The following is a 20,184-nucleotide window of genomic DNA, read 5'->3' as shown; positions in this document are numbered from 1 at the left end:
GGCCGCCCGCCGCAACGGCGGGCGACCGTTCCTCAGTCGAGGATTTCCACCGGCATCCCCACCTCCAGGCCGCCCTGTCCCAGCGCAATCAGGTTCTGCCCGAACAGCACCGCGCCATCCTTTTCCCGGTAGGTCTTCAGGGTCGTCAGCGGCTCGCGGTCCTCGTTGCGCTCGCCGGTCGCCGGATCCAGGGTGGTGAGGATGCAGCGGGAACAGGGCTTGGCCACGACGAACTCGACCGAGCCGATGCGGATGCGTTTCCAGCCGTCCTCGGCGAACGCGGCGCTGCCTTCCACCACCAGGTTGGGACGGAAGCGCAGCATCTCCAACGGCCGGCCGACCCGCTGGCTGAGGTCGTCGAGCGAAGCCTGGCCGATCAGCAGCAGCGGGAAACCGTCGGCGAAATGCACCTTCTGCCCCGGTTCGGCGTAGCCGGTATCGACCTGCCGCGCGCGCGCCTCGGGAATGTGCACCAGGCGCGTCGGGCGGCCGAGGAAGCGCGTCAGCCAGTCCGCTGCGGCGTCGCCGGCATCCGGCGCCTGCAAGGTATCGCGCCAGACCGTGACGCCACGCAGGTTGGCGTCGGCTGCCGGTACTTCGAGACTCAGCTCGGACATCCCCGGCGCATTCAGCCGCAGGACCTCCGGCGCCGCCCAGCGCGCCTGGATACGCCCCAGCTGCGGCAGCAGGCGCTGGGTGAAGAAACGTCCGGTTTCGGTGTCCACCGCCATCCAGCGTCGGTCGCCGACCACGCCCAGCGCATCGAGCGCGACGCGCTCCAGGGACTCGGCGGCGGAAGACTTGATCGGATAGCGGTACAGCGCGGAGAGACGGAACATGGAACCAGCATCCTTGGTGGAAAGATGCTGTTATACGGTGTCGCGGGAAAGGCCGACAAGACACAGACGCCACTCCAGGCAGCGGATCAGTCGGCCCCGCCCTCAGTCCTCGCGCGGCGGCTCGCGCAACAACGGCGAACCGGCCGGCAAGTGCACGCGCAGCGCGCCCGGGGAAACCGAGAAACGCAGCTTGCGTCCTTCCAGCGGCTCGCCGTCGAGATTGACGTCGAGACCTTCCGCCGCCTCCACTTCCAGCCATGGCACCCGCGCGCGGACGAACAGGCTTTCCACTCCGTTGCCACCGCCGAGCAGGGTGCCCAGGGTACCGACCATGTCCTGCGGCGTCGGCAGGATGCTCACGTCCAGCAGGCCGTCGTCCACTCGCGCTTGCGGACACAGTACGTGCCCGCCGCCGGCCTGGCGCCCGTTACCGATGCCCAGGGCGAGGAACTCGCCTTCCCACTGGAAGTCCGGGGCGCTGAAACGGCCCTGGGCGGCATGCACTTCGGAAAAACGGGTCAACCCGGTCAACAGGTAGGCGGCACCGCCGAGAACCTTCTTCAGGTCCTCCGAGGTATTCGCGGTGACCTTCGAACCGAAGCCGCCAGTGGCCATGTTGAGGAACAGCTTGCCGTTCACCTCGCCCAGGTCGATCGGCCGCGCCGTCTGGTCGAGCAGCGCCAGCGCCGCGGCCGGTTCCAGGGGAATCCCGGCGGCGCGGGCGAAATCGTTGGCGGTGCCCAGCGGCAGGATCGCCAGGCTCGCCTCGCCTCGCCCGCGCGCCAGCGCTTCGGCCACCTCGCGCAGCGTGCCGTCGCCACCGCCCGCGACCAGCGTCGCATAGCCGGCCGCCAGCGCCTCCTCGACGATGCGCCGGGCGTCGCCGTCCTCCCAGGTTACCCGCACCGCCAGCTCCCGCCCGGCCTCGCGCTGTGCCGCGACCGCGGCACGAACCTCTTCGTTGCCCGCCTGCTTGCCGTGCAGGACCAGCAGAACCTTGTCCTTGTCCATCGAACCGAACCCCTCGTCGTGGCCTTGTCTTTGCCTATTGACCGCGTATCCGGGACGGAAGTGCGGCGCCCGGTTCAGGCAGGGTAGCCGGTAATCTCGCGAATGCTGCGGTAGAGCGGGCGCAACTGGCGATACATGCGCAGGTAGACCTCGCCATAGAGCCGCTGGTAGATCTGCCGGGCTTCCGCCTGGGGCAGGAAAACCCGGCCGACGCGGGTCATCCCGGCCACCGCGCTGGCGACGTCCGGATAGAGGCCGAGCCCCACCGCGCAGTCGATCGCCGCACCCAGGCCGGACGCCTCGTAGACATGCGGGCGCTCGGCCGGCAGGCCGAAGATGTCGGCGGTGAGCTGCATCGCCGCGTCGCTCTGCGAGCCGCCGCCGGCCACGCGCAGGCGCACGATCGGCGTGCCCGAACGCTTCTCGATGCGCTCCTTGCCCTGGCGCAGGGCATAGGCCAGGCCCTCGAGGATGGCCCGGTAGATGTGCGCCCGGGTATGCACGTCGCCGAAACCGATCATCGCCCCCTTGGCCTCCAGTCCCGGTTCGCGGATTCCCGGCGACCAGTAGGGTTGCAGGGTCAGGCCCATCGAGCCGGGCGGCACGCCGTTGACCAGTTCGTCGAACAGTTGCTCCGGCTCGACCCCCTGCTCGCGCGCCTGCTGCATCTCGCGCAAGCCGAACTCGCGCTTGAACCAGCTGACCATCCAGTAGCCGCGATAGATCATCACCTCGGTATTGAAATGATCGGGAATCGCCGCCGGATAGGGTGGAATCAGCGGCACGGTTTCCAGGTAGCGGGCGCGAGTGGTGTTGATGGTCGCCGTGGTGCCATAGGAGAGGCAGGCGATGGTGGGCTCCAGCGCACCTGCGCCGAGCACCTCGCAGGCCTTGTCGGCCCCCGCGGCGATCAACGGCAGGCCTTGCGGAATGCCGGTGTGCCGGCTGGCCTCGGCGCTGATCTCGCCGAGCCGCTCGCCCGGCTTGAACAGCTCCGGCAACTGCTCGCGGCGTACCGCCAGCGCCTGCCATTTCCAGTCGCGCGGCGCGGCCCAGCGCAGGCGCTTGTAGTCGAACGGCAGGTAGGCAACGCAGCACCCCACCGAGTCGACGAAACGGCCGGTCAGGCGGTAGCTGAGAAAGCCGGAAAGCAGCAACACCTTGTCGGTCTTCGCAGCGATCTCCGGCTGCTCCTGGGCCACCCAGTTGACCTCGGCCTGGGCGCGGAAATGCTCCACCGCGCCCTCGGCGCCGACCAGCTTGAACAGCCAGCCCCAAGGCCCCCTGATGCGCTCGCGGACCTCCGCCCGGCGCTGGTCGAGCCAGAGGATCGCCGGACGCAACGGCCTGCCCTCGGCATCGACGTGGATCACCGTGCCACGCTGGGTGGTCAGCGACACCCCGCGGATGAGCCCGCGATCGATGTCCACCTGGTCCCAGAGCCGCCGACAGGCCTCGCCGAGCATCGCCCAGTAGTACTCGGGGTCCTGTTCGGCCCAGCCCGGATGCTTCGAGTAGTAGGCCTCCAGCTCCACCTTGCCCTTGCCCAGCAGGTTGCCCTGCAGGTCGAACAGCAGGGCGCGCACGCTCTGGGTGCCATTGTCGATCGCCAGCAGATAGTTCTTGTCGTTCATCTCGTTCTCGTCTCGGCTGGTCAGACGGGCAGGCTGTAGTGCCGGCGCCAGAGGTCCAGATAGGCCTGTTGCTCACGTTCCCAGCGCGGGTCGTCCCAGCCCAGGCGCGCTTGGCAGAGTGCGCGGATACGCGGCAGGTATGCCGCGCCGCCTCCGGGCAACAGCAGGCCGAGGCGGGTGCGGCGCAACAGCAGGTCATCGAGATGCAGCACCATTTCCGCCTCGGCGGCGAACGCCAGTTCGGCCCAGAGCGTTTCGCTGGCACCCACGCAGTCCGTTCCGAGGGTGTCCACCAGCCGCTTGAGGCGGACCAGGTCGCGTCCGTAGCGACCGGCCAGGCGGCGTCGCTGGCCGCTGCCGAGCCCGTCGATGAGCGGGCCTTCGCAGGCGCCGAACACCGCCGCGCCATCGTCCGTGACCGTGCGCCCGAGCAGCGGCGCGCAGGCTTGTAGCACCTCCACCGCCAGCGGCCGGAAGGTGGTCAGCTTGCCGCCGGCCAGGGTCACGCAGCCCGGCTCGCGCCAGAGCACATGCTCGCGTTTCTCGTCGGAAGGCTTGCCGCTGTCGTCGCCGCTGCTGACCACCGGTCGCACGCCGGCCCAGGTCGACAGCACGTCGCGCGCCTCGATGGCGGCGGCGGGAAACTGCTGGGCGCAGGCCGCCAGCAGGTAGGCGAGTTCGGCGCGGCTGATCCGCGCGTCCTCCCCAAGGCCGTCGCGATGGTCGAGATCGGTGGTGCCGACCACCGTCGCGCCCTCCCAGGGGAACACGAACACCGGTCGCCGGTCCGTGGCGTGCATGAAGCTGAAGGCATGGGCCACCGGCAGGCGCCAGGCCGGCAGCAATAGATGGCTGCCGCGCAGCGGGCGGATGTGCTCGCTTCCGCCGGGCTGGCGCAACTCATCGGCCCAGGCCCCGGTGGCCAGCGCCAGGGCGCGGCAGCGGAAGTCGAGAAGCTCGCCGCTCTCGCGGTCCTCGGCGCGCAGGCCGACCACCTGGCCGCCCTCGCGCAGCAATTCGCGCACACGCATGCCGTTGAATGCCTCGCCGCCGTCGTGACGCGCCTCGGCCAGCACCCGCAGCACCAGGCGCGCATCGTCGGTCACCGCATCGAAGAAACGCGTGCCGCCGAGCAGCCGTTGTTCCTTCAGGCCCGGCGCCAGGTAGCGCAACGCAGCGGCGTCGTAGAAACGGTGGTTGCGCCGCCCGGCAAGGGCGTCGTACACGCTCAGCAGGCCGCCGAATAGCCGCGGGCCGGGAAAGCCGCCGCGGTAGTGGGCCATCACGAAGCTCAACGGCTCCACCAGCCCAGGCGCCTCGCCGAGCAGGCGCTGGCGCTCGCGCACCGAGTCGCGGGTCAGCCGCCACTGGCCCTTGGCGATGTAGCGCAGGCCGCCATGGACCATCTTCGACGAGCGGCTCGAGGTGCCCCAGGCGAAGTCCCGCTGCTCCAGCAGCAGGCAGCGCCAGCCGCGCCGCGCGGCTTCGCGGAGGATGCCGGCACCGCTGATGCCGCCGCCGACCACGATCAGGTCCCACTCCTGCCCCGCCAGCGCCGGCAGGCGGCGGCGACGCCACTCCTCGTTCCAGGCTGAAGTCATTCCGCTCAGTCCTGCAGCAGGGTGCCGCGGTTGAGCCGCCCGGCCGGGTCGAAGTGACCGGCCATGGCACGCAGCGCGGCGACGCCCAGTTCGCCCTTCTCGCGGGGCAGGTAGGGTGCGTGGTCCTTGCCGACGCCATGCTGGTGGCTGATGGTGCCACGATTGTCGACGATCGCCTGGCTGGCCGCATGCTTGAGACGCTTCCAGCGCTCCAGCGTCGCCGCATAGCTCGCGGCCGGACGGAACACGTAGGTGGTATAGATGCTCGACCCCTCGCCATAGACATGCGAGAGGTGGGTGAACACATGGACTTTCTCGCCCTCGGCGGCCAGGCCGTCGCGCAGGCTGGCCTCGATCTTCTGCAGCAGGCCGTCGACGTTGCTCCAGTCGGTGGCGGTCTCCAGGGTGTCCACGGCGTAGCCCGCCTGCCACAGGGCCTCGCGCAGGTAGGGGAAGCGGAAGCGGTTCTGCGCCCACTTGCGCCCCAGCAGGGTGCCGGTGAAGACCCCGCCGAAGCGTTTCAGCAAGGCCTTCGCCTGGCTCAGCGACAATCCGTTCTGCCGGCGGTTGCCGGTCACGCCGAAGGTCAGCATGCACTTGCCCTCGCCCGCGCCGCGCAGCGCCAGGTATTTCTCCAGCCAGGCGATCTGTCCGGGATGGCCGGCCAGGGCCAGTTGGGTCATGGTTTCCACGGCGTTGGACAGTCGCAGCATCGACAGCGGCACGCGCGCCTGGGCCAGCTCGCGGGTGGCTTGCAGGGCCTGCTGCCAGTTCGGCAGGAAGACGCTGTAGAAGCGCTCGTCCTCGGCCAGCGGCGAGACCCGCACCTTCACCGAGGAAATGATCCCGAAGCGTCCCTCAGAGCCCAGCACCAGTTCGCGCAGGTCCGGTCCCGCCGCGGATGCCGGGAAGGTAGCGATTTCAAGCGGCCCGGCGAAGGTCTCCAGGGTCCCGCCGGCGAAAAGTTGTTCGATCCGCCCGTAGCGCAGCGACTGCTGGCCACTGGAGCGGCTGGCGACCCAGCCACCGAGGGTCGACAACTCCCAGGACTGCGGGAAATGCCCGAGCGTGTAGCCCAGCGCACGCAACTGGCTCTCCACCTGCGGGCCGGCGGCGCCGGGGCCGAAGGTCGCGACCAGGCTCTCGCGGTCCAGATCGAGCAGGCGGTTCATGCGCTCCAGCGAGACCGTCAGTACCGGCCGCCGCGAGGCTTGCGGATTGATATGGCCGGCCACGGAAGTACCGCCGCCATAGGGAATCAGTTGCAGGTCGCGGGAGTCGGCCAGGGCCAGCAACTCGCGGATCTGTTCGGCGGTTTCCGGATAGGCCACGGCGTCCGGGTAGACGCCGAAGTCGCCCTCGCGCATCGCCAGCCAGTCCGGCAGGCTCTGCCCGCGGGCATGCAGCAGACGCTCACGGGGGTCGATGCTGTAGCGCGGATCGGCCTCCAGGCGCGACGCCGGGACCTTCGCCAGCGCCGCCTCCAGGCTGGCGTCCGGCAAGCGTGCGCCCTGCCCGACCAGTTCCGCCAGGAACCCACGGGCGCTGTCCGGCAATTCGACCACGGTGCTTTCTTCGCCCCAGCCATTCCAACGGCGCATGAACCTCTCCCCTCGCTTGTCGCGGCAACCTGTTTATCGGAACCTTTCTGGCTGCCTATACTAGCCAGCCGCCCTCGCCTGTCACTGTCGGATCGAGACACTCCCTGTGACCGATCAAGACAGCCGGCACGCACGCCGGACGGCCTGTTCCACCCGCCACGACAAGAACAACGACCATGCAGACCCTTGGCTCCACCTCGGTTCCGGCCCTGCTGAAATACCTGCGCCATGCCGAACGGCTCGGCCTGGACATCGCCCCTGCCCTGGCCGCCGCCGGCCTCCAGGCCGACCAGCTCAACGACAATCGCCAGCGCCTGCCGGGCGAAGCCCACGAGCGCCTGCTCGGCTATTTCTGCGAGCATTCCGGCGATCCCCTGTTCGGCCTGCATTCGGCGCGTTTCGTCCAGCCCGGCTCCTGGAGCGTGCTCGGCTACATCGCGATGAACTGCGCCACCCTGGGCGAGGCCATGAGCCGCATCACGCCCTACGAGAAGCTGGTCGGCGACATGGGCACCAGCCGCATCGAGGCGGCCGGCGGGCAGGTCCGGCTGATCTGGAACTGCCGCCACCAGACACCCCTGGTACGGCGCCACATGGTCGAGCACGTCCTGGCTTCCTGGGTCCTCTACGCGCGCTGGATCGCCGACCTGGAAGGTTCGCCGGACGAGGTCTGGCTGGAACACGACCTGCCGGACGGAATCCGCGTGGAAGACTACGAGACCTTCTTCGGCTGTCCGGTACGCTTCGCCCAACCCTGTTCGGCGCTGCTGGTACCGCTGGACTACCTGGCGCTGCCGCTGCGCCAGGCCGACGCGACGCTGCTGCGCACTCTGGAGGAACATGCCCTGGCGCTGATGGCCGAGCTGGACGATGACGAGCCGCTGCCGCTGCGGGTGAAGAACGCCCTGCGCCAGCTACTCAAGGACGGCCTGCCGCGCAAGGAACGGGTGGCGGAGAAGTTCGGCATGACCGTACGCACCCTGCAACGCCACCTGCAGCAAGCCGGCAGCAGCTACCAGCAGACCCTCGACGAACTGCGCCGCGAACTGGCCGAGCACTACCTGCTGCATAGCGAGCTGCCGATCCAGGACATCGCCCAGTACCTGGGCTTTACCGAGTCGCGCTCGTTCCATCGCAGTTTCAAGGGTTGGACCGGGCAGACGCCCGGCGAGTACCGGCAACGGCGCAAGGAGCCGGCGGCGCAATGAGAACGGCGGCCATCCGGCCGCCGTCGGCTCAATCGAGCAGTTCGCTCAGCGGAATGAACGCCACGCCCTCGCCCTCCACGAGGGTACGTCCCTCGCGGACCTCCACCAGCCCCTCGGCCCAGGAAGCGCTGCGCAGTACCCCGGAACTCTGGTTCGGATAGAGCACCGCGCGGCCCTGCTCCAGGCGACCACGCAGGTACTCGCGACGCTGCCCCGCCTTGGTCCAGGCAAAGCCGGCCGGTACCTCCACCCGCAGCGGCGCGACCTGCGCCACGCCAAGCCGGCGCAGCAGGTAGGGACGCGCCAGCAGGGCGAAGGTGACCAGGGTCGAAGCCGGATTGCCCGGCAGGCCGATCACCGGGATGCCCTGGAACTGGCCGACGGTCAGCGGCTTGCCGGGTTTTATCGCCAGCTTCCAGAGGGTCAGCTCGCCGGCTTCGCGCAGCGCCATGCCAAGGAAGTCGGCCTCGCCCACCGATACGCCGCCGGTGGACAGGATCAGGTCCACCCCGGCCAACCCGGCCAGGCGCTCGCGGGTACGTGCCAGGTCGTCGGGAAGGATGCCGGCGTCGAGCACGTCACAGCCCAGGCGTTGCAGCCAATCCTTGAGCAACGGACGGTTGCTGTTGTAGATCTGCCCGGCCTGCAGCGGCTGGCCCGCCTCGACCAGCTCGTCGCCGGTGGACAGCAGCGCCACCCGCGGCTTGCGTCGCACCTCCAGGGCCGCGTAGCCGAGCGAAGCCGCCAACCCCAGTTCGATGGAGCGCAGGCGCGTGCCGGCCGGCAGGACCAGGTCGCCCTGGCGGATTTCCTGGCCACGCGGGCGCACATGCTGGCCCACGCGCAACGGCTGGGTGAAGCGCACGCGGCCATCGTCGAGCGCTTCGGCGTTTTCCTGCATCTCTACCAGATCGGCGCCTTCGGGCAGCGGCGCACCGGTGAAGATCCGCGCACAGGTATCCGCTTGCAGCGGCTTCGGCGCCTGTCCGGCAAAGATCTTCTGGCTGACCGGCAGTGGCTCGCCGTTCCAGTCGGCGAGGCGCAAGGCGTAGCCGTCCATGGCGCTGTTCGGCCACGGCGGCAGGTCCAGGCCGGCCAGCAGGTCGACCGCCAGCACGCGGCCGCCAGCCTGCTCCAGGGGCACCTGCTCACACGTATCGATAGGCGTTTGCGCGGCCAGTTCGAGGAGCCGTTCCAGCGCCGTCTCGACCGGCATCAGCCCCGGCTGTTCGCAGCAGCCGCTCACCCGCGGCTCTCGCAGGGCGCCGCCTGTTTCAGGTGCGGGACGAAGTTGCACGGGCGATGACGGGCGTCCAGTTGCTCGACGAGGATGCCTTCCCAGGCAGTGCGGCAGGCGTTGGTGGAGCCCGGCAGGCAGCAGACCAGGGTGCCGTTGGAAAGCCCGGCCAGGGCCCGCGACTGGATGGTGGAGGTACCGATGTCGGCCAGCGAAATCTGCCGGAACAGCTCGCCGAAGCCGTCCACCTGCTTGTCCAGCAGGCAGGCCACCGCTTCCGGGGTGCTGTCGCGGCCGGTGAAACCGGTGCCGCCGGTGATCAGCACGACCTGCACGCTATCCTCGGCGATCCAGGTCGCGACCTGTGCGCGGATCCGGTATAGGTCATCCTTCAGCAGCACGCGAGCGGCCAGGTTGTGCCCGGCCTCGGTCAGGCGGTCGACGAACAACTGGCCTGAAGTATCGGTTTCCAGGGTACGGGTATCGCTGACGGTCAGGACGGCGATGTTCAACGGCACGAATGCCGTTTCGGCCTTGTGGCTCATGGGGTTGGCCCTTGCTTGTGGACGTGATCGCGGTGTTATATCACAGGCCCGACACGGAGACCCCAGATGCCCGATAGCGCCCTGCCCCCCTGCTCCATCCTTCTCCTGGCGGGAGGCCGCGGCCAGCGCATGGGCGGTCGCGACAAGGGCCTGATCGAGTGGCAGGGCCTGCCCCTGATCGCCCACCTGCATCGCCTGGTGCGCCCGCTCACCGATGACCTGATCGTCTCCTGCAACCGCAACCAGGAACGCTATGCGGCCTATGCCGACCGCCTGGTGAGCGACGACAGCCGAGACTTCCCCGGCCCGCTCGCCGGCATCCGCGCCGGCCTGGCGGTGGCCCGGCATCCCTGGCTGCTGGTGCTGCCCTGCGACGCGCCGCGCATCGACCGCGCCTTGCTGGAAACCCTGCTGCAGGCCGCCGGCCGCACACCGGCGCGCCCCTGGATGCTGCGCTGCGGCGGCCAGTGGGAACCGCTGTTCAGCCTGATCCCGACGCACCTGGCCGAAGAGATAGAACACGCCTGGCGCCAGGGCGACCGTAGCCCACGCCACGTCCTGTTGCCGCTTGGCGCGGAGGCCATCGAGCTGGCCGCGGGCGATCCGCGGCTGGCCAACCTGAACACCCCCGAGCTGTTGGCTAATCACCGCGAACTGAAGTAAAACGGAAGGGACGTCGAGTCGAATTTTCTCGAAGGTGGGGGGAACACTCGTTTTTAGGGGGGAACTCTTCCTAGAACTCGTCTGTCAGAAACTCGTAACTTCAAAGTCTGACCGCACAGGAGAACTGCGCAATGATCAAGCGGATGCTACCCGCCCTCCTCCTCGCCGTAGGCCTCGGCGCCCTCGCGGGTTGTTCCAGCCCTACCGTGATCACCCTCAACGACGGACGTGAAATCCAGGCCGTAGACACCCCTTCCTATGACGAGGATTCCGGCTTCTACGAGTTCGAACAGCTCGACGGCAAGCGCGCCCGCGTGAACAAGGACCAGGTCCGCACCGTCAAGGAACTCTGATACCGTCGCGTAACAGGTTTTCCTGAAGACCCCGTCGACTCGAACGAGCGACGGGGTCTTTGCTTTTTCGCCCGGGGAAACCGGGGCTCGAAAAAAAATTCATCTAACCCCTTGTGTACCAAAACTTTTTCTGTAGAATGCGCCCCAACAAAACGGAGCGTAGCGCAGCTTGGTAGCGCGTCTCGTTCGGGACGAGAAGGTCGCTGGTTCGAATCCAGTCGCTCCGACCATATCCCGAAAAACCCGCCTCAACGGCGGGTTTTTTATTGCCTGCGATTCGGCCTTTCTCACAGGGTACGCAGGTAGGCCACCAGGTCGCCCTTCTCTTCCGCGGACAGCTTGCGCTCCAGCACCAGGTTGAAGAACTCCACGGTGTCCTCCAGGGTCAGCAGGCGGTCGTCGTGCAGGTACGGCGGCGAATCCTTGATCCCGCGCAACGGGAAGGTCTTGATCGGCCCGTCGGCGGACGCCATCACGCCATTGACCAGTTTCGGATCGTAGAAGCGCTCCACCTTCAGGTTGTGCATCAGGTTGTCGGTGAAGTAAGGCGGCGCATGGCACCCGGCGCAGGCCGCCTTGCCGTAGAACAGCTTTTCGCCACGCAATTCCTGCTCGCTGGCCTTGCCCGGATCGAGCCGCCCCTCCACATCCAGCTTCGGTGCCGGGGGGAAGTCCAGCAGCGCCTGGAACTCACCCATGAAATGCACTTGACTGCCACGCTCGAGCACGTTCACCCCCTTCTTGGTGGCGATTACCGGATCACCGTCGAAGTAGGCGGCGCGCTGCTCGAACTCGGTGAAGTCCTCGACGGTCTTCAGCGCCCTCTGCGAGCCGAACAACCGCTGGATGTTCACCCCGCGCAGCGTCGGCGTGTCGATGCGGTGGCGGAACGGCTGCGGGCGCACATCGCCGGCCAGGTGGGTAGCGGCATTGGTGTGGCCGTTCGCATGGCAGTCGAAGCAGGCTACGCCGCGGCTCGGATGCTCGCTACGGCGATCGTCGGTGAGGTTGAACTGCTGCTGCGGAAAGGCCGTTAGCAGCAGGCGCAGCCCTTCCAGCTGCTTGGGATTGAGAATCCCGTTGAACAACGCGAAATAGTTGTCGATGGTCACCAGCTTGCCCTTGGACACATCGCCCAGGTCAGGCCGGGTGGTAAGGAACATCGGTGCCGGGAATTCCGGCAGGAAGTGGTCCGGCAGGTCGTAGTCGAGGTCGAAACGAGTCAGATCGCGGCTTTCCTGGCGCTTGATCTCGTCGATGAGGAACTTGGGAAAGACCATCCCGCCTTCGGCATGGTTAGGGTGCGGCAGCGGCAGGAAGCCACCGGGGAACAGCCCCTGCTTGCGGATTTCCTCGGGGCTCAGCCTGGCCAGTTCCTCCCAGCTGGTGCCGGCCGGCAGCTTCACCCGGACCCCTTCCTGCAGCGGCTTGCCGCGCGTCATGCTGGCGCCCTTGGCCGGCCTGTCGCTGAGATCGTAACGCTGCTCGAGAAGCGTCTTGTGGGCCTGTTCGATCGACGGTTTGTTCGCCGTCATGCGCTTCATGATGGTGGCGAAGTCCTCATTGATCACCACCGGCGAATAGCTGGAAGTCTTGCTTGGCTGCTCATCCCCCGCGACCACGGCGGATTGCAGCCCCAGGGCGAGCGGCATGACCCAGAGGGCATGGCGCGTCCAGGCGGGCGTTTTCATCAGGCGTCCTCTTTCGTTATGAGGAAACGCCGAGCCTCGTCGTCCCGACCCCCACACCCCGGCGGTCCGCGACAGCGGACCGAACGACCTGCGACGCGTCCTGCGCCACGCGGGTTCCCGGCTGTTTCCAGTCAGTCCTGAAGGGAACTCAGGGTTTATCCATCGCCCTTAGGCCTAGCCGAACGTAGCCTGCCGAGCCAATAGACTCAGGCTATGAAAACCATTGAGAAACGCCTATGCATCGCTTCGCCAGCATCGCCGAAGCCAGGCACCGCGCGGCATGGGGGAAGGAAGCGGAACGCAGTCCGGTTTGCGCATAGAGCGCGGGGTTACCAGCGGTGCCGCGCTTAGCGCGAATGAATAGGCATCAGCAGCTGAGGAAGGCTGCGACCTGCTCGGCCTCGAACGGCCAGTTCAGCTCGGCGCCATTGTCGCAGCGGCGCAGCACCGGGATCCGCAGGCCATAGTGCTCGACCCAGGCTTCGTCGTCGGCGATGTCCACCAGTTCGACCAGCAGGCCATGTTCGACGAAGGGCATCAGCACCGCCTCCGCGACTTCGCAGAGGTGGCAACCGAGGGTTCCGAAGAGTTGGCATTCCGGGGGCATCGAAAGGACCTGTGCAGTGTTTCGCGGCGATGGTAGCACCCGCGCTCAGATGCCAGCGACCTGCAACAGACTTTCGGCCGCCTGCCGGGCCTCGCGAGCCTGATCCGCCGGCCCATGGATGTGCGCCATCACCAGGGCGCCCTCCATCAGGTATTGCAACTGCCGCGCAAGCAGTGCCGCCGAACGCGCGCCCAGGCGCTCCAGCTGGCGCTGGAAATAGGCTTCAACGAAGGCCTTTTGCTCGGCCGCCTGGCGATGGATCGGATGCGAGCGCTCATGGAACTCGGCGGCGGCATGGATGAAGGCACAGCCACGGAACGCCTCGTCCTGGAGGAACTCCTGCAGACCATCGAACACCGCCAGGATCGCCGCTCGCGGCTGCAACCGTGCCTCGGCTTCGAGCATGCGTTCGGCGGTGCGCTGCCGACGCACCTCCAGGGCGGCCATGATCAGTTCGTCCTTCGAGCGAAAGTGCTTGTACAGCGTCATCTTCGCCACCCCGGATTCGGCCAGGATGCGGTCGATGCCGGTGGCGTGGTAACCCTCGCGATAGAACAGGTCGACGGCGGTGCTGAGCAGTTGCTCGCGTTTGCGGGATGTCATGGAAAGCCTCCTGAGCGGCCCATTATGCGCGACCCTGCCGCCCCCTTGAACCGCTCTGCGTCGCTCCCCGGACGAATACCGACGGAAAAAGGCGAACGCGCGCCTTGAAATATACAGACCTGTCTGTCTAATATCCAGGCACCAATACCCGCCTGGAACCCTCAGATGAAACTGCATGACCTGGATCTCTCCGGCAACGCCTACAAGGTCCGCCTGTTCCTCTCCCTCATCGGCCGCGAGGCGACGCTGCGGCCGGTCGATTTCCTCAACCGCAAGCACAAGACCCAGGCCTTCCTCCGCATGAATCCCCGCGGACAGATCCCGGTGCTGGAAGACGGCGAGCTGCAACTGGGCGACTCCCACGCCATTCTCGTCTATCTGGCACGACGCCATGCCGGCCCCGAGTGGTATCCGCTCGACCCCGTCAGCCAGGGCCGCATCGCCTACTGGCTCAGCTATTCGGCCAACGAGGTGCAGAACGGCCCGGCCAGCGCCCGGCTGATCACTCGCTTCAACCTGCCGCTGGATCGCGAGCAAACCCACCAGCGAGGCCTGGAAGTGCTGCGCCTGGTCGACCGGCACCTGGCCGAGCATCGCTGGCTGGCCCAGGGCGAACAGCCGAGCATCGCCGACGTGGCCCTCTACCCCTACCTGGCCCTCGCCCCCGAAGGCGGCCTGGCGCTGGACCACTACCCGGCGCTGAACGCCTGGATCGCCCGCATCCGCGCGCTGCCCGGCTACATCCCGATGCCCGGCCTGTAGCTCGGCAGGAGGCAGCATGAGCCAGGAACAGAGTCCCTTCCACGCCGGCGAACTGGCGATCCAGGAACGCGCCGGCGTTCGCGAACAGGTCGCCGGCTTCGGCAGCCGCGCGATCCGCACCTTCATGCCGGACCAGCACCGGGAGTTCTTCGCCCTGCTATCGCTGTTGCTGGTGGGCAGCCTCGACGCCGACGGCTACCCCAGCGCCTCGGTGCTCTGGGGCCCCCCCGGCTTCGCCCGTTCGCCGGAACCGACCCGCCTGCGCATCGACAACCTGCCGCAAGCGGACGATCCGCTGGCGGCCAATCTCGAGGCTGGCACCCGCCTCGGCATCCTCGGCCTGGAATGGCCGACCCGCCGCCGCAACCGCATGAATGGTCGGGTCCTGGCGCGGGACGGAAAGGGTTTCACGGTCGGTGTCGAGCAATCCTTCGGAAACTGCCCCAAGTACATCCAGGCGCGCAGCCACCAGCCCGTCTCCAGGATCGCAAGTCCCGCGTTGCAGGGCGAAGGACTCGATCCACGCTGGCTGTCGCTGGTCTCGCGCAGCGATACGCTGTTCATCGCCAGCCAGCATGCCGACCCGCTCAGAGGCGGCGTCGACGTCTCCCATCGGGGCGGGCCGCCGGGCTTTCTCCGGCTCGGCGCGGATGGCCGCCTGTGGTTGCCCGACTATGCCGGCAACCGCCTGTTCAATACCCTCGGCAACCTGCTCCAGGATCCTCGCTGCGGCCTCCTGTTCATCGATTTCGACAATGGCGACCTGCTGCACCTGCACGCCGAGGCCGAGCTGTTCTGGCCGGGTTCGCAGCCATCCATCCCCTGGCCCGCCGGCGCCGAGCGCCTGCTGGCGTTGCGCCCCGCAGGCTGGCGCTGGCGGCGCGGCCGCCTGCCGCTGGCATTCGGCGAGCCCCAGCCATCCCCTTTTCTTCCTCCCGGTGAATCTTGATGCCTTTCCTGTATCGCCTTGCCTCGTTGTTGATCGCCCTCCTCGTCCTGCCGGTGCAGGCGGCGGAAATGCGAGTCGCCCTGTTGCGCACCTCGGGAGTGGAAACCCTCGATGCGCTCACCGTCGACGGCGGCTCCTGGGTGCGCCGGGTGCCGCTCAGCCATACCGCGGTGCTGATCGAGCACCACGCCGCCACCCTGCTCTTCGACACTGGCCTGGGGCGCGACATCGACGCCCAGTTCCGCGCCGACATGCCTTGGTGGGCAGCGCCGCTGTTCGCTTACCAGAAAGTCGTCCCGGCGCGCGACCAACTGGACGCAGCCGGTATTCGCGTCGATCGCATCCTGCTGTCCCACGCACACTGGGATCACGCCTCGGGCCTGGTCGACTTCCCCGAAGTACCGGTCTGGGCACCCTACGAGGAGATCGCCTTCAGCCGCATCGCCACCCCGCCGGCCGCCTTCCCCAGCCAATTCCGCCATGGCGTGCGCTGGCGACCTTACAGCTTCGATCCGCAGCCGTTCATGGGCTTCGACGAAAGCCTCGACCTGTTTGGCGACGGCCGCCTGGTGCTGGTCCCCCTGCCCGGCCATACGCCCGGCTCGGTCGGTCTGTTCGTCACCCTCGACAGCGGGCGCCGGCTGTTCTTCAGCGGCGACACCAGTTGGCGACTCGAAGGCGTCGAAGGCCCACGGCAGAAATTCTTCGCCGGCCGCGCCCTGGTCGATCGCGATCCCGCGCGCACCCTCGCGCAACTGGCGAAGATCCGCCTGCTGCTCCGCAGCGACCCGCGCCTGAGCGTGATTCCGGCGCACGATGCGCGGGTCCAGGCCGCCCTGGGCTACTTCCCGCACTGGCTGGAATAGCGGGAAAGCCCGTCCTAGACAGGGTTCGTGCCAATTCGCGGCCACCCTCGACTAATGTCTAACAGTGGCCGTCTTCCTGTAGTGCTTAAGTAACCGGGCTGTCACAGGCCGACGTGGCGTCACGCCGCCGCCATCGGCCTGCCCCAAGCGCTCGAGGAGACAATAACAATGAGCATGACCCCGATCGCCCGTGCCGTGGCTTTTGCCGCGCTGGGTTCCAGCATTACCGTCCCAACCCTGGCCCATGCCGAGTTCATCAAGGACAGCAAGGCCAGCATCGAACTCCGCAACTTCTACTTCAACCGTGATTTCCGCCAGGAAGGCGCCAGCCAGTCCAAGGCCGAGGAATGGGCCCAGGGCTTCCTCCTGCGCTACGAGTCCGGTTACACCGAGGGCACCATCGGTTTCGGCGTCGACGCCATCGGCCTGCTCGGGGTGAAGCTCGATTCCAGCCCCGACCGCAGCGGCACCGGCCTGCTCAAGCGCGACCGCGAGACCGGCCGCGCCCAGGACGACTATGGCGAGGCAGGGATCACCGCCAAGCTGCGGGCGTCGAAGAGCACCCTGAAGATCGGCACCCTGACCCCCAAGCTGCCGGTGATCATGCCCAACGACAGCCGCCTGCTGCCACAGACCTTCCAGGGCGGCGCGCTGAACTCCATGGAGATCGACGGCCTGACCCTCGACGCCGGGCGCCTGAAGAAGGTCAACCAGCGCGACTCCTCGGACAACGAGGACATGACCATCACCGGTGGCGGCAAGCGCAACATCGTGGTCCGTTCCGGGCTGACTTCGGACAAGTTCGACTTCGCCGGCGGCAGCTACAAGTGGACCGACAACCTCAGCACCAGCTACCACTACGGCAAGCTCGACAACTTCTACAAGCAGCATTACCTCGGCCTGGTGCACACCCTGCCGATCGCCGACAAGCAGTCGCTGAAATCCGACATCCGCTGGGCGCGCTCCACCGACGACGGTTCCAGCAACGTCGACAACAAGGCGCTCAACGCCATGTTCACCTACAGCCTCGGCTACCACGCCTTCGGCGTCGGCTACCAGAAGATGAGCGGCGACACCGGCTTCGCCTACATCAACGGCGCCGACCCCTACCTGGTGAACTTCATCCAGATCGGCGACTTCGCCAACAAGGACGAGAAATCCTGGCAGGCGCGCTACGACTACAACTTCGCCGGCGTCGGCATTCCCGGCCTGACCTTCATGACCCGCTACGTCAAGGGCGACAACATCGACCTGCTGACCACCTCGGGCGAAGGCAAGGAATGGGAACGCGACATGGACATCGCCTACGTGTTCCAGAGCGGCCCGTTGAAGAACCTCGGGGTGAAGTGGCGCAACGCGACCATGCGCACCAACTACACCAACGACTACGACGAAAATCGCCTGATCGTCAGCTACACGCTGCCGCTCTGGTAACGGCAGGCCCCGCGGATAGCCGCGCTACGGCCATCCGCCCCTCCCCAGAGCCCCGCGGCGGAACGAAGAGGCCACCCTTGGGTGGCCTCTTTCATGGCGGGATGCCTCGCTCGCAGCGTGCAGGACGGATAGCGCCTGGGGCGTTATCCGCCGATACCCCACCGGACCAAGGAAGTCCGCCCCCTCATTCGTGGCTGATCGCGCCGATCTTGTGGATCGACAGGTCCGCGCCGTAGTACTCCTCCTCCTGGCTCAAGCGGATGCCCAGCAGCGCCTTCATCAGCCCATAGACCAACAGGCCGCCGGCGAAAGCCACCGTCACCCCCAGCAGGCTGCCGAGCGCCTGGCTGGCCAGGCTCACCCCGCCGAGCCCACCCAATGCCTGCTGGCCAAAGATGCCGCAGGCAATCCCGCCCCAGACCCCGCAAAGACCGTGCAACGGCCAGACACCGAGGACGTCGTCGATCTTCCAGCGCACCTGGGTCGCGGTGAACGCCCAGACGAACAGGGCCCCCGCTACCAGGCCGGTAGCCAGCGCGCCGATCGGATGCATCAGGTCGGAACCGGCGCACACCGCCACCAACCCGGCCAGCGGACCGTTGTGCAGGAAACCCGGGTCGTTGCGGCCGATCAGCAGCGACGCCATGGTGCCGCCAACCATCGCCAGCAAGGAGTTGACCGCCACCAGCCCGCTGACCCCAGCGAGGGTCTGGGCGCTCATCACGTTGAAGCCGAACCAGCCGATGATCAGGATCCACGACCCCAGTGCCAGGAACGGGATGCTCGACGGCGCCATCGCCACCAGCTTGCCGTCGCGATAGCGGCCGTTGCGGCTGCCCAGCAATAGCACCGCCGCCAATGCCAGCCAGCCGCCCAGCGCATGCACCACCACGGAGCCGGCGAAATCGTGGAAGGGCGCGCCGAACTCCAGCTTCAGCCATTCCTGCAAGCCGAAATTGCCGTTCCACACCAAGCCTTCGAAAAACGGGTACACGAAGGCCACGATCAGCGCCGTGGCGCACAACTGCGGACCGAACCTGGCACGCTCGGCGATGCCGCCGGAGATGATCGCCGGGATTGCCGCGGCGAAGGTCAGCAGGAAGAAGAACTTCACCAGCGCATAGCCACTGTCCACGGTCAGCGCCGCCGCCGGATGGAAGAAAGTCACGCCGTAGGCAATCCAGTAGCCGACGAAGAAATAGGCCAGCGCCGAGATGGCGAAGTCGGACAGAATCTTCGACAGGGCGTTGACCTGGTTCTTCAGGCGCACGGTGCCCACCTCGAGGAAGGCGAAGCCGGCGTGCATCGCCAGCACCATCACCGCTCCGAGCAGGATGAACAGGGTATTGGAGCCGTGGATCAGGACTTGCACCGCACTATTCAGGTTATCCATGGATTGAGGCAGCCTTCGCGCGTAGAGAGAAAGCACCAGAAACGCCCACGCCCGCCCTTCAACGCACCATGACGAAGCAGTAGTCGTCGTGCGAACCGCCGCTTTTCTTCGGCAGACGTTTCGCAAGGTGCCTGAGGCAGCATGGAAAGCTCCCGGACTTTCCTTGATTTTCATTGGGTTGGACGTTCATCCCGAAGTACCCTCCGGGAGCGCCTGGCGCCCTCGCAAGGGGCATTCCGGCCGACGTGCGCACCAGGGAATTGCAAGCGCCATACCAGTTCGCGCCCCGTTGCGAGGCAGCCGGATGGGCGTCATCTCGCCGCAGCCGCGCCGACAGGCACGCTGTGGCAGTCTTTAATGAAAGGAACGCCGGGAGCGACCGGCAACGCGCGGAAATTACCCACCGGTTGAACCTTCCGCCCCGCGCTCGGCTCGAAAAAAACACACCCCATGACCAGAGGAGCTCGTCATGCCCCGCAAGACCACTGCAAACGCTGCAAAGGATGAACTGTTGGCTGAATTCCAGGCACTGGTCGCCGATACCGAGAAACTCCTGCAAAGCACCGCCGACGTGGCGGGCGACCAGGCCGAAGAAATCCGCGGCAAGATCCACGACAGCCTCAAGCGCGCTCGCGATACCTTGCGCGACACCAAGGACTCGCTGAAGGACAACGTCCGCGAACGCAGCCAGGCCGCGGTGGACGCCACCGAGGTGTACGTCGGCGAACACCCCTGGCAGAGCATCGGCATCGCCGCCGGCGTCGGCTTCCTGCTTGGCCTGTTGGTCAGCCGGCGCTGAGCCATGAGCGAAGGAAAGGACCCGGCGGACGGCCGCCCCTCCCTGCGGCGCTTCGGCGCCGCCTTCCTCGGCCTGTTGCACGGTCACGTCGAGCTGTTCGGCATCGAGCTGCAGGAACAGAAGGCCAACACCCTGCGCCTGCTGCTGTTCGCCGGGCTGGCCCTGGTATTCGCCCTGCTCCTGCTGGTCGGCCTGTCGCTGCTGGTGCTGATCGTGTTCTGGGACACCAACCGGCTCGCAGCGGCGCTCGGGTTGTGCCTGTTTTACGTGATCGGCTCGCTGTTCTGCGGCTGGCGCCTGTACCAGTCGATCAACGACGAAAGCTCGCCGTTCAGCGCCACCCTGGAAGAACTGGCCAACGACCGCGAGCGACTGCTGCCATGACAAG

Annotated in this window: 20 protein-coding genes and 1 tRNA gene; 10 read left to right on the top strand and 11 right to left on the bottom strand. The window is 67.2% G+C overall.

Features of this window, described 5'->3' with window-relative positions; translation table 11 throughout:
- Positions 1 to 32 precede the first annotated feature (32 nt).
- The 5 genes from AC1RB9_RS09890 to AC1RB9_RS09870 all read right to left on the bottom strand — a co-directional run bounded on the left by AC1RB9_RS09890 (position 33) and on the right by AC1RB9_RS09870 (position 6,686).
- Positions 33 to 839, bottom strand: a complete 807-nt coding sequence (locus AC1RB9_RS09890; RefSeq protein WP_003122468.1) for an MOSC domain-containing protein — start codon at positions 837 to 839, stop codon at positions 33 to 35.
- A gap of 102 nt (positions 840 to 941) precedes the next feature.
- On the bottom strand, positions 942 to 1,850 hold the full coding sequence (yegS, locus tag AC1RB9_RS09885; RefSeq protein WP_003091230.1) for a lipid kinase YegS: 909 nt from the start codon (positions 1,848 to 1,850) through the stop codon (positions 942 to 944).
- A gap of 74 nt (positions 1,851 to 1,924) precedes the next feature.
- The gene (locus AC1RB9_RS09880; RefSeq protein ID WP_003452492.1) at positions 1,925 to 3,484 is read right to left on the bottom strand and encodes an FGGY-family carbohydrate kinase; all 1,560 of its coding nucleotides are present in this window, start codon (positions 3,482 to 3,484) and stop codon (positions 1,925 to 1,927) included.
- Positions 3,485 to 3,504: 20 nt separating this feature from the next.
- Positions 3,505 to 5,085 carry a glycerol-3-phosphate dehydrogenase/oxidase gene (locus tag AC1RB9_RS09875; protein ID WP_003452493.1) on the bottom strand — a complete coding sequence of 527 codons (1,581 nt, stop codon included), beginning with the start codon at positions 5,083 to 5,085 and terminating at the stop codon, positions 3,505 to 3,507.
- A gap of 5 nt (positions 5,086 to 5,090) precedes the next feature.
- Positions 5,091 to 6,686 (bottom strand): FAD-binding oxidoreductase, encoded by a 1,596-nt coding sequence (locus AC1RB9_RS09870; RefSeq protein ID WP_003143646.1) that lies wholly within the window; start codon positions 6,684 to 6,686, stop codon positions 5,091 to 5,093.
- A 176-nt stretch (positions 6,687 to 6,862) separates the two neighbouring features.
- Between AC1RB9_RS09870 and gliR the strand changes: the two genes are divergently transcribed.
- Positions 6,863 to 7,894 carry an AraC family transcriptional regulator GliR gene (gliR, locus tag AC1RB9_RS09865; RefSeq protein ID WP_003452494.1) on the top strand — a complete coding sequence of 344 codons (1,032 nt, stop codon included), beginning with the start codon at positions 6,863 to 6,865 and terminating at the stop codon, positions 7,892 to 7,894.
- A 28-nt stretch (positions 7,895 to 7,922) separates the two neighbouring features.
- Here the strand turns inward: gliR and AC1RB9_RS09860 are convergent, their stop codons facing one another.
- The gene (locus AC1RB9_RS09860) at positions 7,923 to 9,140 is read right to left on the bottom strand and encodes a molybdopterin molybdotransferase MoeA (protein ID WP_003116473.1); all 1,218 of its coding nucleotides are present in this window, start codon (positions 9,138 to 9,140) and stop codon (positions 7,923 to 7,925) included.
- Positions 9,137 to 9,676: a molybdenum cofactor biosynthesis protein B gene (gene moaB / locus AC1RB9_RS09855; RefSeq protein WP_003091240.1), complete on the bottom strand. Its 540-nt coding sequence runs from the start codon at positions 9,674 to 9,676 to the stop codon at positions 9,137 to 9,139. The genes AC1RB9_RS09860 and moaB overlap by 4 nt, the downstream gene beginning before the upstream one ends.
- Before the next feature lie 66 nt (positions 9,677 to 9,742).
- On the opposite strand from moaB, the gene mobA reads away from it, so the two are divergent.
- The 3 genes from mobA (at position 9,743) to AC1RB9_RS09840 (ending at position 10,922) form a co-directional block, all read left to right on the top strand.
- On the top strand, positions 9,743 to 10,339 hold the full coding sequence (gene mobA, locus AC1RB9_RS09850) for a molybdenum cofactor guanylyltransferase MobA (protein WP_003109495.1): 597 nt from the start codon (positions 9,743 to 9,745) through the stop codon (positions 10,337 to 10,339).
- Between the two features lie 131 nt (positions 10,340 to 10,470).
- Complete coding sequence (locus AC1RB9_RS09845; RefSeq protein ID WP_003091247.1) at positions 10,471 to 10,692, top strand: YgdI/YgdR family lipoprotein; 222 nt, start codon at positions 10,471 to 10,473, stop codon at positions 10,690 to 10,692.
- 153 nt (positions 10,693 to 10,845) lie between these two features.
- Positions 10,846 to 10,922: transfer RNA gene (locus tag AC1RB9_RS09840), tRNA-Pro, on the top strand.
- 57 nt (positions 10,923 to 10,979) lie between these two features.
- Here the strand turns inward: AC1RB9_RS09840 and AC1RB9_RS09835 are convergent.
- From AC1RB9_RS09835 to AC1RB9_RS09825, 3 genes are all read right to left on the bottom strand, one after another.
- Positions 10,980 to 12,383 carry a cytochrome-c peroxidase gene (locus AC1RB9_RS09835; RefSeq protein ID WP_003452495.1) on the bottom strand — a complete coding sequence of 468 codons (1,404 nt, stop codon included), beginning with the start codon at positions 12,381 to 12,383 and terminating at the stop codon, positions 10,980 to 10,982.
- A 367-nt stretch (positions 12,384 to 12,750) separates the two neighbouring features.
- A complete protein-coding gene (locus AC1RB9_RS09830; RefSeq protein ID WP_003113967.1) occupies positions 12,751 to 12,990 on the bottom strand; it encodes a glutaredoxin family protein in 240 nt (79 codons plus the stop codon).
- Positions 12,991 to 13,035: 45 nt separating this feature from the next.
- A complete protein-coding gene (locus tag AC1RB9_RS09825; protein ID WP_003103255.1) occupies positions 13,036 to 13,593 on the bottom strand; it encodes a TetR/AcrR family transcriptional regulator in 558 nt (185 codons plus the stop codon).
- Positions 13,594 to 13,758: 165 nt separating this feature from the next.
- Between AC1RB9_RS09825 and AC1RB9_RS09820 the strand changes: the two genes are divergently transcribed.
- From AC1RB9_RS09820 to opdQ, 4 genes are all read left to right on the top strand, one after another.
- A complete protein-coding gene (locus AC1RB9_RS09820; protein WP_124123106.1) occupies positions 13,759 to 14,355 on the top strand; it encodes a glutathione S-transferase family protein in 597 nt (198 codons plus the stop codon).
- A 16-nt stretch (positions 14,356 to 14,371) separates the two neighbouring features.
- Complete coding sequence (locus tag AC1RB9_RS09815) at positions 14,372 to 15,304, top strand: pyridoxamine 5'-phosphate oxidase family protein (RefSeq protein ID WP_003143643.1); 933 nt, start codon at positions 14,372 to 14,374, stop codon at positions 15,302 to 15,304.
- A complete protein-coding gene (locus tag AC1RB9_RS09810) occupies positions 15,304 to 16,170 on the top strand; it encodes an MBL fold metallo-hydrolase (protein WP_003109616.1) in 867 nt (288 codons plus the stop codon). Before AC1RB9_RS09815 ends, AC1RB9_RS09810 begins: the two co-directional genes overlap by 1 nt.
- Positions 16,171 to 16,338: 168 nt before the next feature.
- Positions 16,339 to 17,604 carry a porin OpdQ gene (gene opdQ, locus AC1RB9_RS09805; protein ID WP_003091257.1) on the top strand — a complete coding sequence of 422 codons (1,266 nt, stop codon included), beginning with the start codon at positions 16,339 to 16,341 and terminating at the stop codon, positions 17,602 to 17,604.
- Between the two features lie 184 nt (positions 17,605 to 17,788).
- Here opdQ and AC1RB9_RS09800 read toward each other — a convergent pair whose 3' ends face one another.
- Positions 17,789 to 18,997, bottom strand: coding sequence for an ammonium transporter (locus tag AC1RB9_RS09800; protein WP_003091258.1), 1,209 nt, complete (start codon positions 18,995 to 18,997; stop codon positions 17,789 to 17,791).
- Positions 18,998 to 19,466: 469 nt separating this feature from the next.
- Here AC1RB9_RS09800 and AC1RB9_RS09795 point away from each other — a divergent pair, with 469 nt between their 5' ends.
- Positions 19,467 to 19,796 (top strand): ElaB/YgaM/YqjD family protein, encoded by a 330-nt coding sequence (locus tag AC1RB9_RS09795; RefSeq protein ID WP_003091262.1) that lies wholly within the window; start codon positions 19,467 to 19,469, stop codon positions 19,794 to 19,796.
- A gap of 3 nt (positions 19,797 to 19,799) precedes the next feature.
- On the top strand, positions 19,800 to 20,180 hold the full coding sequence (locus AC1RB9_RS09790) for a phage holin family protein (RefSeq protein WP_003091263.1): 381 nt from the start codon (positions 19,800 to 19,802) through the stop codon (positions 20,178 to 20,180).
- The last annotated feature ends 4 nt before the right edge of the window (positions 20,181 to 20,184 follow it).

The organism is Pseudomonas sp. 20-5 (assembly GCF_056782835.1).
Note: the sequence above shows the minus strand (reverse complement) of the source record. Positions and strands in the feature narration are given on the sequence as shown.